Here is a 13,748-nt window from a genome sequence, read left to right on the forward strand (position 1 = left end):
GAGGGTACCCGATGACCGGATCCTCAGTCACCGGTGCGGGCTGCCGAAGAGGACTCTCCGGCGCCCGGCGCCTCCCGGGTGCCGACGTGCGGCGCCAGGGTCGCGATCAGCGCCGTCAGGGCCAGGGGGTCGCCCAGCTCGAGGAGCGCCTCGCGCCCGGGCCCCCGCACCAGCGCGCCGCGCTGCACGAGCATGTCGATGGCGCCCTCGACCAGCGGGCGGTTGAGCGCCTCCGGGGCGTCGATCTCGCCGATCAGGGTGCGGGCCCGCCCCTCCTCGAGGATGGCCTGCCGCAGCTCGGCCCGGGGGAGGGGAGCCTCCGAGAGGAGGCGGGAGGCCGTGGTCAGCGTGATCCAGTAGCCCTCCACCAGCGCGAGGGTCATGGCGCGCAGGAGGAGGAGCACCGGCCAGCCCTCGGGCGTCGGCTCGAGGAAGACGGCGTCGGCGGTGGCGCCCACGGCGAGGCGGGCGCGGCCGTCCTGGACCAGCTCCTCGAAGGCGGCGTCCAGGGCGCCCTCGGCGCCGCTGGCGGGATCGAAAACGAACTCGGGGGCCAGGGTCTCGGCCAGCGCCAGGGCGGCGCCCCGCACCGGATCCTCGCCGCCCCCGGCGAGGCCTTCCCGCAGGCGGCGGGCGTCCACCAGCGCCGTGGCCGCCAGGGCCCGGCCGGCCAGGAAGGGGATCAGCGCGTTCTTGTAGTAGTCGAGGCCGAGGCGGCCCTCGGGGTGGAGCTCGACGATCGTCCGGTCGCCCAGCTGGTGGGTGCGCACCAGGCCCTCGTCCTGGAGGGTGGCGACGGTCTCGCGGACGGTCGGCTCCTCGAGGCGGCCCTCGTCGTCGTAGCGCACGGCGTCGCTCACCCGCGCGTCTCCCTCCTTCGCCACGAAGTCCACCAGGAGGGTCGCCCGCTCGACGATGGTCGAGAGGTCCAGCCCGCGCCGCCGCTCGCCGAGGAGCGCGGCCGCGATGGGGGCGGTGGGCGTGACGGTCGTGAGGGCGCCGATGCGGTGGTTCAGCGTGTTGGCGAGCTCCACGACCAGATCCCGGCGGGTGTCCTCGTCGACCGCCTCGCGGTCGATCCCCCGCTCGCGGAGGAAGGCGCCCAGCTCGATGGGCTCCCCGACCTGGATGTAGATCCGGCCCCAGCGCTTGCGCAGCACCTTGCGGGCGCCCAGCAGCCCGGAGACGTCCTCGCTCTGCTTCTCCTCCCCCCGCAGCTCCTTCCCGTAGGCCCGGGCCTCGATGACCCGGGTGTAGCCGATGGAGATCGGGATGAAGCTCAGGGTGGAGCGGCTGCCCTCGAGGAAGGCCTCGACCTCGTAGGTCGCCAGCCCCATGCGGGCGGGGAGGGGCTTTCCGCTCCGCGAGCGGGTGCCCTCGATGAAGAACTCCACCGGGTGGCCGTCGTGGAGCAGGCGGCGGATGTAGGCCCGGAAGGTCGCGGCGTAGACCGGGTTGCCCCGGAAGGTGCGGCGCAGGAAGAAGGCGCCGGCCCGCCGGAGGATGGGGCCGATGGGGAAGAAGGAGAGGTTCTTGCCCGCCGCGATGTGGGGCGCGGTGAGGCCCCGCATGTGCATCGCCCAGGACATGACGAGGTAGTCGATGTGCGAGCGGTGGCTGGGGCAGAGCACGATCGGCCCGCGCCGGCCGGCGTCGGTCATCCGCTGGAGGCCCTCCTCGTCCACCCAGATGCCGTCGTAGATCCGGTTGAAGACGATCCGGAAGAAGGAGGCCATGGCGGCCACCACGAAGGGCGTGTAGCGGGCCGCGATCTCCTTGAGGTAGCGGTCGGCCCGCCGCTCGATCTCCGAGAGGGGCTTGCCCTCCTCGCGGGCGGCCTCGGCGAGGGAGGCGCGGAGCTGGTGATCCCGGAGGATCTCCATCCGCAGCCGGCGAGGGGCCTTGCGGACCGGGCCGGTGACCGAGCGCTCGGCCCGGGCGAGGTGCTGCACCAGCGAGCCCCGCACCATCCGGGCGAGCTTGTCGGCGGGGACCTCGGTGGAGCGGGCGAGGAGGGCGGCGAGGTCGACCGCCTCACCCAGCTGGAGCCGGGCCCGCTTGCGGTAGCGCAGGAAGGTGAGGAAGGCGCGGATCGCGCCGGGCATCTCCCGGGGCCCGAAGAGGGCGTCGAGGATCGGCGTGCGGCCGAGCTGGGTGCCCGGATCGAAGCCGAGGAGGAGGGTCACCGGGACCAGGAAGATGGGCCGCTCCTGCTCGGCCTGGAGCTCGAGGAGGGCGGAGACCTCCCGCACGTCGAGGGCCGGCTGCTTGAGGCGCAGGCCCGCGGAGCGCTTCCAGAGGAAGCAGAGCGCGCTCTCCCCCCGGCAGACCACGTCCAGGAGGGGGGAGGGGGTGGGCTGCCCCACCTTCGAGGCGGCGGGAGACTTGCCCAGGCTCCCGGCGAGCCGGCCCCGCCAGCCGTCGACGTGCATGGCCAGGGGGAGGCCGAAGCGCAGGGCCATCCAGTTGAGGAGGAGGCCGAAGATCCAGCCCCGGGTGCGGCCCACGTAGACGATGGTCCCCCGGCTGGCGAGCTCCCGCAGGTCCTTCACCGCCACCTCGGGGAAGCGGACGTTGGCGAAGAGCCAGGACCAGAGGCCCCGGAAGCCTCTCCAGAAGCGGCTGCGCATCGGCACGGCCCGGTGGGGGCGGGGGCTCTTGACGGGGAGGTTGCTCACGGTGCTTCGGGTCGATGACGGGAGGGGGCCGGGAGGTGCGGGCCGGGAGGTGCGGCCGGGAGGTGCCAGCCGAATGTCAGGATCGTGTCAGGGGCGGGGCCGGACCCTAGGTGGGGCGGTGAGAGGTGTCAAGGCGCAACCCCTTGGAATCCCGGGGGAATACGGGGGAGGGTGCTTGACACCCGGAGACCTCGATGGCAATCGTGCGGCTCGACATCGACCGGCCCGCTCCTTCGAGCGAGCAGGTCCTATCCGGCCAGGAGAACGACGTGCCGCGCTTCATCCACGACCACAAGCGAAGCCACACCTGTGGCGAACTCCGGGGCACCCACGCGGGCGAGGAGGTCGTCCTCTTCGGCTGGGTCCACAACCGCCGCGATCACGGCGGCTGCGTCTTCGTCGATCTGCGCGACCGGCGCGGCCTGACCCAGGTGGTCTTCGACCCCTCCGAGGCGAAGGAGGCCTTCGAGACCGCGGGCGACCTGCGCTCCGAGTGGGTGATCGGCATCCGCGGCAAGGTGCGCTCGCGGGGCGACCAGGTGAACCCCCGCATGGCCACCGGCGAGATCGAGGTCATCGCCACCGAGATCGAGGTCTTCAGCAAGTCGGACACGCCGCCCTTCCAGATCGAGGACGACATCAGCACCGGTGAGGACATCCGCCTTCGCCACCGCTACCTCGACCTGCGCCGCCCGGCGCTCCAGGACGTGCTGATCCGCCGCAGCAAGATGATGGCCGCGACCCGCGAGTTCCTGAACGGGCAGGGCTTCCTCGAGCTCGAGACGCCGGTCCTCACCAAGAGCACGCCGGAGGGCGCCCGCGACTACCTCGTGCCCTCGCGGGTGAACCCCGGCCGCTGGTTCGCGCTGCCGCAGTCGCCGCAGCTCTTCAAGCAGCTCTTCATGGTCAGCGGCTTCGATCGCTACTTCCAGATCGTGAAGTGCTTCCGCGACGAGGATCTGCGCGCCGACCGCCAGCCCGAGTTCACCCAGATCGACATGGAGCTCTCCTTCGTCTGCGAGGAGGACATCTACGCGACGATCGAGGGGATGATGACGGCCATCCTCGAGCGCGACGGGCACGAGGCCCCGCCGACCCCCTACCGCCGGATGCCCTACGACGAGGCGATGCGCCGCTACGGCTCGGACAAGCCGGACCTGCGCTTCGGCCTCGAGCTGAACGACGTGTCGGAGATCGTCGCCGCCTCCGGGTTCAAGGTCTTCCAGGAGACGGTCGAGAAGGGCGGGATGGTCTCGGCCATCAACGTCAAGCAGCAGACGATGACCCGCAAGGAGCTCGACACCCTGCCGGATCAGGTGAAGGACCACGGCGCCAAGGGCGTGGCCTGGATCAAGGTCAACCCCGACGGCTGGCAGGGCCCGATCGTGAAGTTCCTCGGCGAGGAGGTGCAGCAGAAGCTCGGCGAGGCCCTCGGGGCCGAGGCGGGCGACATCCTCCTCTTCGTGGCGGACGAGAAGCGGGTGGTCCTCGACTCCCTCGGCGCGCTGCGCCTCTTCCTGGGCAAGAAGCTCGGCCTCATCGACGAGAAGGCGCTCTCCTTCGTCTGGGTCACCGACTTCCCCCTCTTCGAGCGCGACGAGGAGGAGGGCCGCTGGGTGGCGCTCCACCACCCCTTCACCTCTCCCAAGCTGGAGAGCGACGAGCAACGGAAGATCTTCACCGGCGAGCTCGAGGGCGACATCGGCGCCCTCAAGGCGCGGGCCTACGACCTGGCGCTCAACGGCAACGAGATCGGCGGCGGCTCCATCCGGATCCACGACCGCGAGGTCCAGGCGCGGGTCTTCTCCCTCCTCGGCCTCTCCGAGGAGCAGCAGCGGGTGAAGTTCGGCTTCCTGCTGGACGCCTTCCGCTACGGCCCGCCTCCCCACGGCGGGATCGCCATGGGCCTGGACCGGATCGTCATGCTGCTCACCGGGGCCAGCTCGATCCGCGATACGATCCCCTTCCCCAAGACCCAGCGGGCCCTCTGCCTGATGACCGAGGCTCCGGGGGAGGTCGACGCCAAGCAGCTCGCCGAGCTGAAGGTGAAGAACACCGCCTGAAGAACATCCTTCGAATCGGGGGAGTCGTGCCGTGAGCAGGGAGTCCCTGGACAAGCGCCTCGAGGCCATCGTCGGTCCTCGTTGGGTGAGCGCCCGGCCGGAGCACCTGCGCGCCTACGGCCGCGACGCCTGGCCCCGCACCTACCTGCTCGCCCGGGAGGGCGTGGCCTTGAAGACCCCCGAGCTGGTGGTCTGGCCGGGCCGGCTGGAGGAGCTGGTGCGGCTGGTGAAGCTCTGCGCCGAGGTGGGGGTGCCGATGATCCCCTACGGCGCCGGCAGCGGGGTCTGCGGCGGCGTCCACGCCCTCCACGGCGGCGTCACGGTCTCCCTGGAGCGCTTCGACACGATCGGCCCGATCGAGCCCCTGGATCGCCTGGTCCGGGTGGGGGCCGGGGTCATCGGGCAGCACCTCGAGGACGCCCTCGGGCGGCAGGGCTACACCGCCGGGCACTTCCCCTCCTCGATCCAGTGCTCGAGCGTGGGCGGCTGGGTCGCCGGCCGGGGCGCCGGCCAGTGCTCCTCCCGCTACGGCAAGATCGAGGACATCGTCGCCGGGATGACCCTGGTGGACGGCCGGGGAGAGGTCCACCACTTCGCGCCGCGCCCCCGGCTGGGGCTGGGCCCCGATCCCCTCCACCTGATCGTGGGCAGCGAGGGCGTGCTGGGCTTCATCCCGGAGCTCACCCTGCGGGTGCGCCGGAGGGCGCGCCACCGCCGGATGCGCGGGCTCCTCATGCCCACGGTGGGCGCCGGGTTGCGGGCCATCCAGCGGATCTTCGCCGCCGGGCATCGCCCCTTCGTCGCGCGCCTCTACGATCCCCTCGACACCACGGTGAACAAGGGCAAGGGGACCGGCACCGCTGAGCGGCGCCTGCCCGCCTTCCTGGGCCGCGGCCTCTCCTGGCTCAAGGGACAGGAGCCCATCGAGGCCCTGCTGCGCCAGGCCATGAAGGGCGGCCTCCACCGGCCGGCGCTCCTGAACCGGGCGGTGGACGCCCTCGGCAAGCAGGCGCTCCTGATCCTCGGCAGCGAGGGCGCCGACCCCTCGCTGGTCGAGCACGAGCTGGCCGAGTGCCTGGTGCTCGCCGCCGAGGCGGGGGGCGACGACCTGGGCCCCGCGCCGGGGGAGCACTGGCTCGAGCACCGCCACGCCGTGAGCTACAAGCTCTCTCCGATGCTCTCCCTGGGGGCCTTCGTGGACACCATGGAGGTGGCGACCACCTGGGAGCGGCTCCTCCCCCTCTACGAGCGGGTGCGGCGGGCGGTCGCCGACGAGGCCTTCGTCATGGCCCACTTCAGCCACGCCTACGAGGACGGCGCGTCGATCTACTTCACCTTCGCCGGCTGGGCGCCGGAGCTGGCCTCCCGCGAGGCGGCCTACGATCGGACCTGGCAGAAGGCCCTCTCCGCGGTGCGCGAGGGTGGGGGGACGCTCTCCCACCACCACGGGGTCGGGATGAGCAAGCAGGCCTTCCTGCGCGACGAGCTGGGCGAGGGCGGGATGAAGCTCCTGCGGGGGCTGAAGGACGCCCTCGATCCCGCCGGGCTGGCGAACCCCGGCAAGCTGGGCCTCGGCGAGGGACCGAGCCTGCCCGGCGGCGCCGCGGCCCTGCGGGCGGAGGTGCGCTCATGAACCTGCGCCTGCGACTGGAGGCCGTCTGCGGCTCCCGCCGGGTGCGGGGCGAGCAGCCCCTCATCGTGCGGCCGGCGGACGAGGCGGCCCTGCGGGGCGCGCTGGCGGCCGCCGCCGAGGCCGGGGTCCCGACCAAGCTGGAGGGCCTGCGGGCGCACAGCGAGACCGAGGCCGCGGTCACCTTCGAGCTCTCCGGCTTCGACGAGCTCGAGCTGGACCGCGAGAATCACCTGGCGCGCGTGGGCGCCGGGCTGCCGGTGAGCGTGATCGAGCAGCGCCTGGAGGCCGAGGGCTTCTCCCTTCGCTGGGGACACCTGCCGCCGATCCCGGTGGGCGTCTGGCTGGCGGCCCACGCCGGCGCGATCCACTCCCCCCGGGGGCTGCCCGGGCACGGCCCGGTGGCCGGGGTGGAGGCGGTCCTCTGGGACGGGACGCCGCTGCGTAGCTGCCTGGCGCCGCGCAGCGCCACCGGGCCCGAGCTCTCCGCCTTCTTCCTCGGCGCGCGGGCGCGCTTCGGGCTGCTGACCCGGCTCCACCTGCGGGTCCACCCCGCGCCGGCCGAGCGGGAGCGGCTGGCCTGGACCTTCCCGGGGCACGCCGCGGCCCTGCGGGCCTGCGTGGACCTGCTCGAGGCCGACCTCTGGCCCGAGGCGATGACGCTCCACGACGGCGCCGGGGGCGTGCAGCTCTGCTGGGAGCTCGCCGAGAGCGCCGTGCAGGTGCGGGTGAGGCGCAGCGCGGCCGAGATCGTGGCGCGGGGCGCGGGCGGCGCGCCCGCCCCGGCCGGCTGCGAGCGGCTGGCGGGCTCGAGCGAGCTGCGCGCCGCCACCGCGGATCGCGCCGAGACCGCCGCCTCCCGGGCCTGGCTGCTCTTCTCCCAGGTCGAGCCGCTGGTCGAGCGCCTCCGGGCCGAGCACCCCGCGGCGCGCCTCCACCTCGAGGCGGTCGCGCCGGAGGGGGCGGCGGCCTGGATCGTGGGCCTGCCGCCGGCGGCGCTCGACGCGCTCCTCGCCGAGGTCGGCGCGCTGCGGGACACGCCTCCGGCCGAGCTCGCGCTGCTCGACGCCGTCGCGGCGAAGGTCTTCCCGGAGGTGCGCGCGTGAGGTCCGAGCTCCCCGGCCTCGATCTGGCCGCCCACGAGAAGGAGCTGCTGCTCTGCGAGCTCTGCCCCCGGATGTGCCGCCACGCCTGTCCGGTGGGGGTGGTGGCCCGGGACGAGGCGCTCACCCCGCAGGAGAAGATGGCCGAGGCCCGGCGCCAGCTGCGCGGCGAGAGCGAGGTCGGCGTGCACACCGCCTGGGACTGCGCGGGCTGCGGCCTCTGCACCGCCACCTGCGAGCACGACAACCCCGTCGGGGAGCTCCTCCTCGCCGCGCGCGCCCGGCGCTTCGTCGCCGGTGACGCCCCCGAGGCCGCCCGGGCGCTGGCGCGCCGCTGCCGGGAGGAGGGCACCCCGCGCGGCCCGGTGGATCGCCGGCGCCTGGAGTCGATCCAGGAGGCCCGGCGGATCCGCCGCACGGTGAGGGAGTTCGAGGGGCCGCGGGTGCCCGGCCGGGGCCTGCGGGTGCTCTTCCCGGGCTGCGAGCTGGTGGAGGACGCGCCGGAGCGGGTGGGGCGGCTCCTGGACATCGCCGACAGCCTCGGCGAGGGCGACCTGGTGGTCTGGGACGGGGCGGCCCGCTGCTGCGGCTACCCGCTCCTGGCGGCCGGGGACGCCGCGGGCTACGCGGCCCACGCGAGCCGGCTCGCGAGCGCCCTGGCGGGGGCCAGCCTGATCACCACGCCCTGCGCCCACTGCGCCACGACCCTGGAGCTGGCGAGCGAGCGCTTCGGGATCGGCTTCCCGCCGGTCGAGCACCTCTCCCAGACCCTCGCCAAGGCGCTGCGCCGCAAGGGCGTCACCCGGGTCGTCGAGGACCTGCTCCCCCGGGGCTGGGTCCTCCACGAGCCCTGCCACCTGGTGCACGGCCTGGAGGAGAGCGAGGCCCCGCGGCAGCTCCTCGAGGCGATCACCGGCGGGCGGCCCGAGGCCGCCGAGGGGACGGGCGAGTCGATCTGGCAGGGCGAGCGCAGCTGGTGCTGCGGGGGCGGCGGGGCGCTGCCCCACACCCGCCCCGAGCTCGCCCGGGAGATGGCCCGGGTGCGGGCGGCGGATCTCCTGGGGGAGAGCGCCGGGCCGCCGGCCCTCGAGGGCCTGCCGGGGAGCGCGCGGCAGCTGGTCACGGCCAGCCCCTGCTGCGAGCGGCACTTCTGGGAGGCGGGCGTCGAGAGCGAGGATCTCTTCGAGCTCCTCGGGCGCTTCCTCGAGGGCGGACGCAGCGAGAGCAGGGAGGAAGGATGAGTCAGGGCGGCTTCAAGACCTACGTGGTGCTCAACCCGCGCTCCGCCGGGGGCGCCACCGGGAAGAGCGTGCAGAAGATCCTCGCCGCGGTGGGCGCGCGGGTGGGGGAGCTCGAGCACGGGCTCACCGAGGGGCCGGAGCACGCGACCGTGCTGGCGCGGGAGGCCCTCGAGCGCGGCGCCGAGATGGTGGTCGCCGTCGGAGGCGACGGCACCTTCAACGAGGTCACCAACGCCTTCCTCCAGGGAGGCGAGGCCCGCTTCCCCGAGGCCGTGCTCGGGCTGCTCCCCCAGGGGACCGGCGGCGACTTCCGCAAGACGGTCGGCGTCGAGCGCAAGCTCGAGAGCGCCTGCGAGAAGCTCGCCGGGCGGGCCACGCGAAGGATCGACGCCGGCTGGCTCGACTTCGTCGATCACCAGGGCAGCCCCGCCGGCCGGGCCTTCATCAACATCTCCTCCTTCGGCGTCTCCGGCGCGGTGGTGAAGACGGTGAACGAGAGCTCCAAGGCCCTCGGGGGCAAGCTCTCGTTCATGATCGGCTCGGCCCGGGCGCTCTGGCACTACCGGGACCAGCGGGTGCGCCTGATCGTCGACGGCGAGGCCGAGGAGCCGATCGCGATGACCACGGTGGCCGTCTGCAACGGGCGCTTCTTCGGCGGCGGGATGATGGTCGCCCCGCGCGCCGAGCTGGACGACGGCCTCTTCGACGTGACCATCTGGCGGGACTTCGCCCTGAAGGACTTCGCCTTCAAGAAGGCGATGCTCTACAAGGGCACCCACCTCTCCGACCCGCGCACCCGCGCGCTGCGCTGCAAGGAGCTGCGGGCCGAGTCCGACGAGAAGGTGCTGATCGACGTGGACGGCGAGCAGCCCGGAGTGCTGCCGGCGACCTTCCGGATCCTGCCCGGGGCGATCAACCTGAAGATCTGAGCTGTCAGCTGGTGTCTAGATGATCAGCCGCACCCCGCCGAGCTCCGCGAGCCCGAAGGGGAAGTGATCGCCGGGCGAGCCGATGAACATGAAGTTGCGCGGGATCTTCCACTGCTCGGAGAGCTCGCCGATCAGCTCGGGGCCGAAGACGCCCTCCACGACCACGAAGTCGACCTGGATGTCCGGGTAGACCTCGTCGAGGAACTTCAGGTCGGGCGCGAGGGCCTCGGGGGGCTCCTCTCCCTTCTTCACGACGTGCGCCACCTTCAGGCGGTTGGTGTGCTCGTTCTTGCGGACGTAGAGCATCGCCTCGTTGAGGTTCGCGCGCGAGTCGCCCCGGGTGAAGAAGACGACCTGCTGGCTGTTGATCTCCTCGATCTTGGCGCGGATGCCCGAGGACCACTGGCCCGTCACCCGCCCCACCGCGTCGGACACGCCCCGCACGGCGAAGAGGGCCGCCTTCAGGAGGCCGATCCGCCCGAGCATCACCCCGACGAAGATCACCGTCGGGATGAAGTAGATCAGGAACATCTGGAAGTAGTCCGGGTGCTTGATGACGTTGCCCGCGATGCCGACGATCACCGCCGGCAGGGCGATCATGATGGCCAGCCAGGAGGCCTTCTCGGGCCGCGGCAGCCGCGCCCGCCTCACCTTCAGCAGGATGTTGCCGATGGCGAAGAGCGCCATCACGCAGAGGAAGGAGATGGTGTAGACGCCCGCCAGCGCCTCGAGGTTGCCGCCGGTGAGGTAGAGCACCGAGACCGCGAGCAGGAAGAAGGCGATGACGATGCGGTGGGTCGTCCCCCGGCGGTTCGTCTGGAGGAGGAACTGGGGGAGGATCCGGTCGAGGGTCATCCGCTTGACCAGCCCGGTGACGCCGACGAAGGAGGTGAGCACGGCGCCGGAGAGGACGAGGGCGGCGTCGATGGAGATCACCACCGAGAGCCAGCCGCCGGCGGCGACGTCGCCGAGGTGGGCCAGCAGGGCCTCCTGGTGCTCGGCCACCTCGGGGATGGGGATCAGCGCCACGGCGAGGAGGGCCATCGCCGGGTTGAAGACCGTCACCGCGACCCACATGTTGCGCAGGGTCTTGGGGAAGACCCCCGGCGCCTGCTCCTCGACGAAGTTCGAGGAGGACTCGAAGCCCGAGATGCCCAGCATGGCGGCGGCGAAGCCGAAGACCAGCGCCTTGCCCAGCCCGCCCTCGACCGGCCGGGCGAAGTTCTCTCCGAAGGTGCCCAGGCCGTGGGTGAGGACGTAGTAGCCCCCGGCGACCAGGAGCACGGTGAGGGTGACCATGTGGAAGAGGAAGATCGCGATGGCGACCATCGAGGACTCGCCGATGCCGATGATGGTCAGCACCATGAAGATCGCCAGCAGCACCACCGTGGCGATCATCACGGGCCACCCGTGCCAGAGGTTGTGCACGTAGTGCATCGACTCGATCGCCGAGATCACCGCCGTCGCCATGTAGGAGAGGAGGGTGAGGGTGGCCGCCATCGAGGCGAAGCCCTTGGAGGTGGTGTTGAGCAGGGCGTTGTAGGCGCCGCCGTTCAGGGGCAGCGCGCCGACCACCTCCCCGTAGATCTTGCGGAAGAGGAAGAGGACCGCCGCCACGATGGCCAGCGAGACCCAGGCCCACCAGCCCGCGGCCACGATGGCGAGGGCGGAGACGTAGAGACAGGAGGAGGTGATGTCGTTGCCGCAGATGGCGGTCGCCGGGAGCTCCCCCAGGCTGGGGTGCGCGGGAGGGGTCCGGGTGGGGGTGGCGGTCTCGCTCATGATTCGGTGGGTCTTCCTGGCGTTGGCGTTCTGGCCATCAGAGCATTCCGCGGCCCTTGATCTGGAGGTAGCGCTCGACGGTGCAGAGCGTCAACTCCGGCGCCGGGGCCTCGATGACCTGGGCGCCGCCGGAGAGGAGGTGGTGCCGCAGCCCCTCCCGCTCCCGGGAGAGCTTGCCCGCGGCGACCCGGCGGTAGGCCTCGCGCTCGCTCCGGGGGACGCTGGTGGCGGCCTGCTCCAGCTCCGTGTCGCGCTGGCAGACGACCAGCGGCAGGTGCCGCCCCCGCAGCAGGGAGAGGCGGTCGAGGAGGGGGCGGGCGCTCGCCTCGTCGGGCAGGTCGGTGAAGAGCACCAGTAGCGCCCGCCGGTGGGTGAGGCGGGCGAGGGCGTCGAAGGCCGCCGGGTAGCTCGACTCGGTGAGGGTGGGCTCGACGTGGAAGAGCTGCTCGGTGAGGCGCATCCGCTGCTCACGCCCGCCGTGCGGGGGCACGAAGCCCACGACCTCGTGGTGGAAGACGATCAGCCCGACCTTGTCCCGCTGCTCGAGCGCGACGTGCGCCAGGGAGAGGGCCGCGTTCACGGCGTGGTCGAGCTTGCGGTGGTTGCCGACCCGGGGGCGCATCTGGCGTCCGCAGTCGAGCATCAGGATGATGTCCTGGTGCTGGTCCGGGCGGTACTGCCGGGTGATCGGCAGCCCCCGCCGGGCGGTCGCCTTCCAGTCGATGCGGCGGATGTCGTCCCCCGGGACGTAGTCCCGCAGGGAGTCGAACTCCCTCCCCTCGGTGGGGCGGCGCCGGGCGCGGAGGTCGCCGGCGTCCGGCCGCCGGATGAGGGCGTCGAGGCCGTCGGTGAGGGTGGCGAGATCGGGGTAGACCTTCACCCGCTGCGGCGCGCGCCGCTGGTGGAGGATCCAGCAGAGGCCCAGCGGACCGCGCAGGCGCAGGTGGAGGTCACCGAAGCTCCCCTCACCGCGCTGGAGGGGCCGCAGGCGGTAGTGGGTGTCCACGACCCCGCCCGCGGGGAGGTCGAAGCGCTGGCGCGCGCCGCTCACCTCCATCCGCTCCGGCGGGGCGTCCACCAGGGCCAGGCGCAGGGTGCGGCGCCCGTGCCACCGCAGCCGCAGCTGGACCTCGGTCGGGCGGGCGAGGGAGAGGATGTCCTCGACCTGCCGCCGGATCTCCAGGGCTTCGGGCCGCGGCCGCAGGAAGAGGTCGACGCCCAGGAGCACGACCAGGCTCACGTCCCAGATCGCCGCGACCACGGCCATGCCCTGCCAGGCCATGCCGAAGAGCGCGGGCACGATCCCCAGGGCGACCAGGAGGACGAAGCGGCGGGAGGGAATCAAGGGGAGGCTCGCCTCGCGCGATCAGCGGGGGACGTCGACCTCGTCGAGGATCTCCCCGATGACGTCGTCGACCGAGAGGCCCTCGATCTCGGCCTCGGGCTCGAGGAGGAGGCGGTGGCGGAGGACCGGCCGGGCGGTGCTCTTCACCTCGTCGGGCGTGAGGAAGTCCGAGCCCATCAGGGCGGCCCGGGCCTTGGCGGCGCGCAGGAGGGCCACGCCCCCGCGAGGGGAGGCGCCCAGGCGAACCCGCGGAGAGGTGCGGCTGGCCTCCACCAGCTGGGAGAGGTAGCCGAAGAGGGTGTCGTCCACCTTCACCGCGTCGGCGTCGGCGCGGGCCGCGGCGAGGCGCGCACGGTCGGCCACCACCTCGACGCGGGAGAGGTCGTGAGGGTCGAAGCCCTCGTGGTGGCGCCGCAGGATCCGGTCGTTCTCCTCGGTGCTCGGGTAGTCGACCAGGATCTTCAGCAGGAAGCGGTCGGTCTGCGCCTCGGGCAGGGGGTAGGTGCCCTCGTACTCGAGGGGGTTCTGGGTGGCGACCACGAAGAAGGTGTCGCCGAGCTGGTGGGTCTCCCCGCCGATGGTCACCTGGTGCTCCTCCATCGCCTCGAGGAGCGCCGCCTGGGTCTTGGGGGGCGTGCGGTTGATCTCGTCGGCCAGGAGCAGCTCGGTGAAGACCGGGCCCTTGGTCAGGACGAAGCGCCCCTCCTGGGGCAGGTAGACCGGCGTGCCGGTGATGTCCGAGGGCATCAGGTCCGGGGTGAACTGCACCCGGCCGTAGTCGAGGGCCAGGGCCTTCGCGAAGCTCTTGGCCAGGAGGGTCTTGGCCACCCCCGGCACCCCCTCGAAGAGGACGTGGCCGCCGGCCAGCAGGGCCACCGTCAGCTCCTCGAGGGCCTCGGCCTGGCCGACGATGATGGGCGCGAGCGCCCCCGCCAGATCCTCGTGCAGCCCTGCTGCGTTCTTCGCTGTCACCGCGG

General features: G+C 72.7%; 9 protein-coding genes. 5 read left to right on the forward strand and 4 right to left on the reverse strand.

Annotation, left to right across the window (positions count from 1 at the left end; all coding sequences use genetic code 11):
• Positions 1-23: 23 nt before the first annotated feature.
• Positions 24-2,678: a 1-acyl-sn-glycerol-3-phosphate acyltransferase gene (locus P1V51_06425; protein ID MDF1562658.1), complete on the reverse strand. Its 2,655-nt coding sequence runs from the start codon at positions 2,676-2,678 to the stop codon at positions 24-26.
• A gap of 269 nt (positions 2,679-2,947) precedes the next feature.
• On the opposite strand from P1V51_06425, the gene aspS reads away from it, so the two are divergent.
• Genes aspS through P1V51_06450 form a run of 5 tightly spaced genes read left to right on the forward strand, consistent with a single transcriptional unit; the run spans position 2,948 to position 9,644 of the window.
• On the forward strand, positions 2,948-4,741 hold the full coding sequence (gene aspS / locus P1V51_06430) for an aspartate--tRNA ligase (protein MDF1562659.1): 1,794 nt from the start codon (positions 2,948-2,950) through the stop codon (positions 4,739-4,741).
• 31 nt (positions 4,742-4,772) lie between these two features.
• Positions 4,773-6,374, forward strand: a complete 1,602-nt coding sequence (locus tag P1V51_06435; protein MDF1562660.1) for an FAD-binding oxidoreductase — start codon at positions 4,773-4,775, stop codon at positions 6,372-6,374.
• Positions 6,371-7,477, forward strand: coding sequence for an FAD-binding protein (locus P1V51_06440; GenBank protein MDF1562661.1), 1,107 nt, complete (start codon positions 6,371-6,373; stop codon positions 7,475-7,477). Before P1V51_06435 ends, P1V51_06440 begins: the two co-directional genes overlap by 4 nt.
• Positions 7,474-8,715, forward strand: a complete 1,242-nt coding sequence (locus tag P1V51_06445) for a (Fe-S)-binding protein (protein ID MDF1562662.1) — start codon at positions 7,474-7,476, stop codon at positions 8,713-8,715. Before P1V51_06440 ends, P1V51_06445 begins: the two co-directional genes overlap by 4 nt.
• Positions 8,712-9,644 (forward strand): diacylglycerol kinase family lipid kinase, encoded by a 933-nt coding sequence (locus P1V51_06450; GenBank protein MDF1562663.1) that lies wholly within the window; start codon positions 8,712-8,714, stop codon positions 9,642-9,644. Before P1V51_06445 ends, P1V51_06450 begins: the two co-directional genes overlap by 4 nt.
• Positions 9,645-9,659: 15 nt before the next feature.
• Here the strand turns inward: P1V51_06450 and P1V51_06455 are convergent, their stop codons facing one another.
• The 3 genes from P1V51_06455 to P1V51_06465 are packed head-to-tail and all read right to left on the reverse strand — an operon-like array spanning position 9,660 to position 13,743.
• Positions 9,660-11,426, reverse strand: coding sequence for an APC family permease (locus P1V51_06455; GenBank protein ID MDF1562664.1), 1,767 nt, complete (start codon positions 11,424-11,426; stop codon positions 9,660-9,662).
• 37 nt (positions 11,427-11,463) lie between these two features.
• Complete coding sequence (locus P1V51_06460; protein MDF1562665.1) at positions 11,464-12,771, reverse strand: DUF58 domain-containing protein; 1,308 nt, start codon at positions 12,769-12,771, stop codon at positions 11,464-11,466.
• Positions 12,772-12,792: 21 nt separating this feature from the next.
• Entirely contained in the window at positions 12,793-13,743 is a 951-nt protein-coding gene (locus P1V51_06465; GenBank protein ID MDF1562666.1) for a MoxR family ATPase, read from the reverse strand.
• Positions 13,744-13,748 lie beyond the last annotated feature (5 nt).

Source organism: Deltaproteobacteria bacterium, from assembly GCA_029210625.1.
Taxonomy (GTDB): Bacteria; Myxococcota; Myxococcia; order SLRQ01; family SLRQ01; genus JARGFU01.

Excerpts from the sequence above, each read along its gene's own strand:
- P1V51_06440 (MDF1562661.1), top strand. The coding sequence starts at position 6,371 with ATGAACCTGCGCCTGCGACTGGAGGCCGTCTGCGGCTCCCGCCGGGTG.
- P1V51_06455 (MDF1562664.1), bottom strand. The coding sequence starts at position 11,426 with ATGAGCGAGACCGCCACCCCCACCCGGACCCCTCCCGCGCACCCCAGC.
- P1V51_06450 (MDF1562663.1), top strand. The coding sequence starts at position 8,712 with ATGAGTCAGGGCGGCTTCAAGACCTACGTGGTGCTCAACCCGCGCTCC.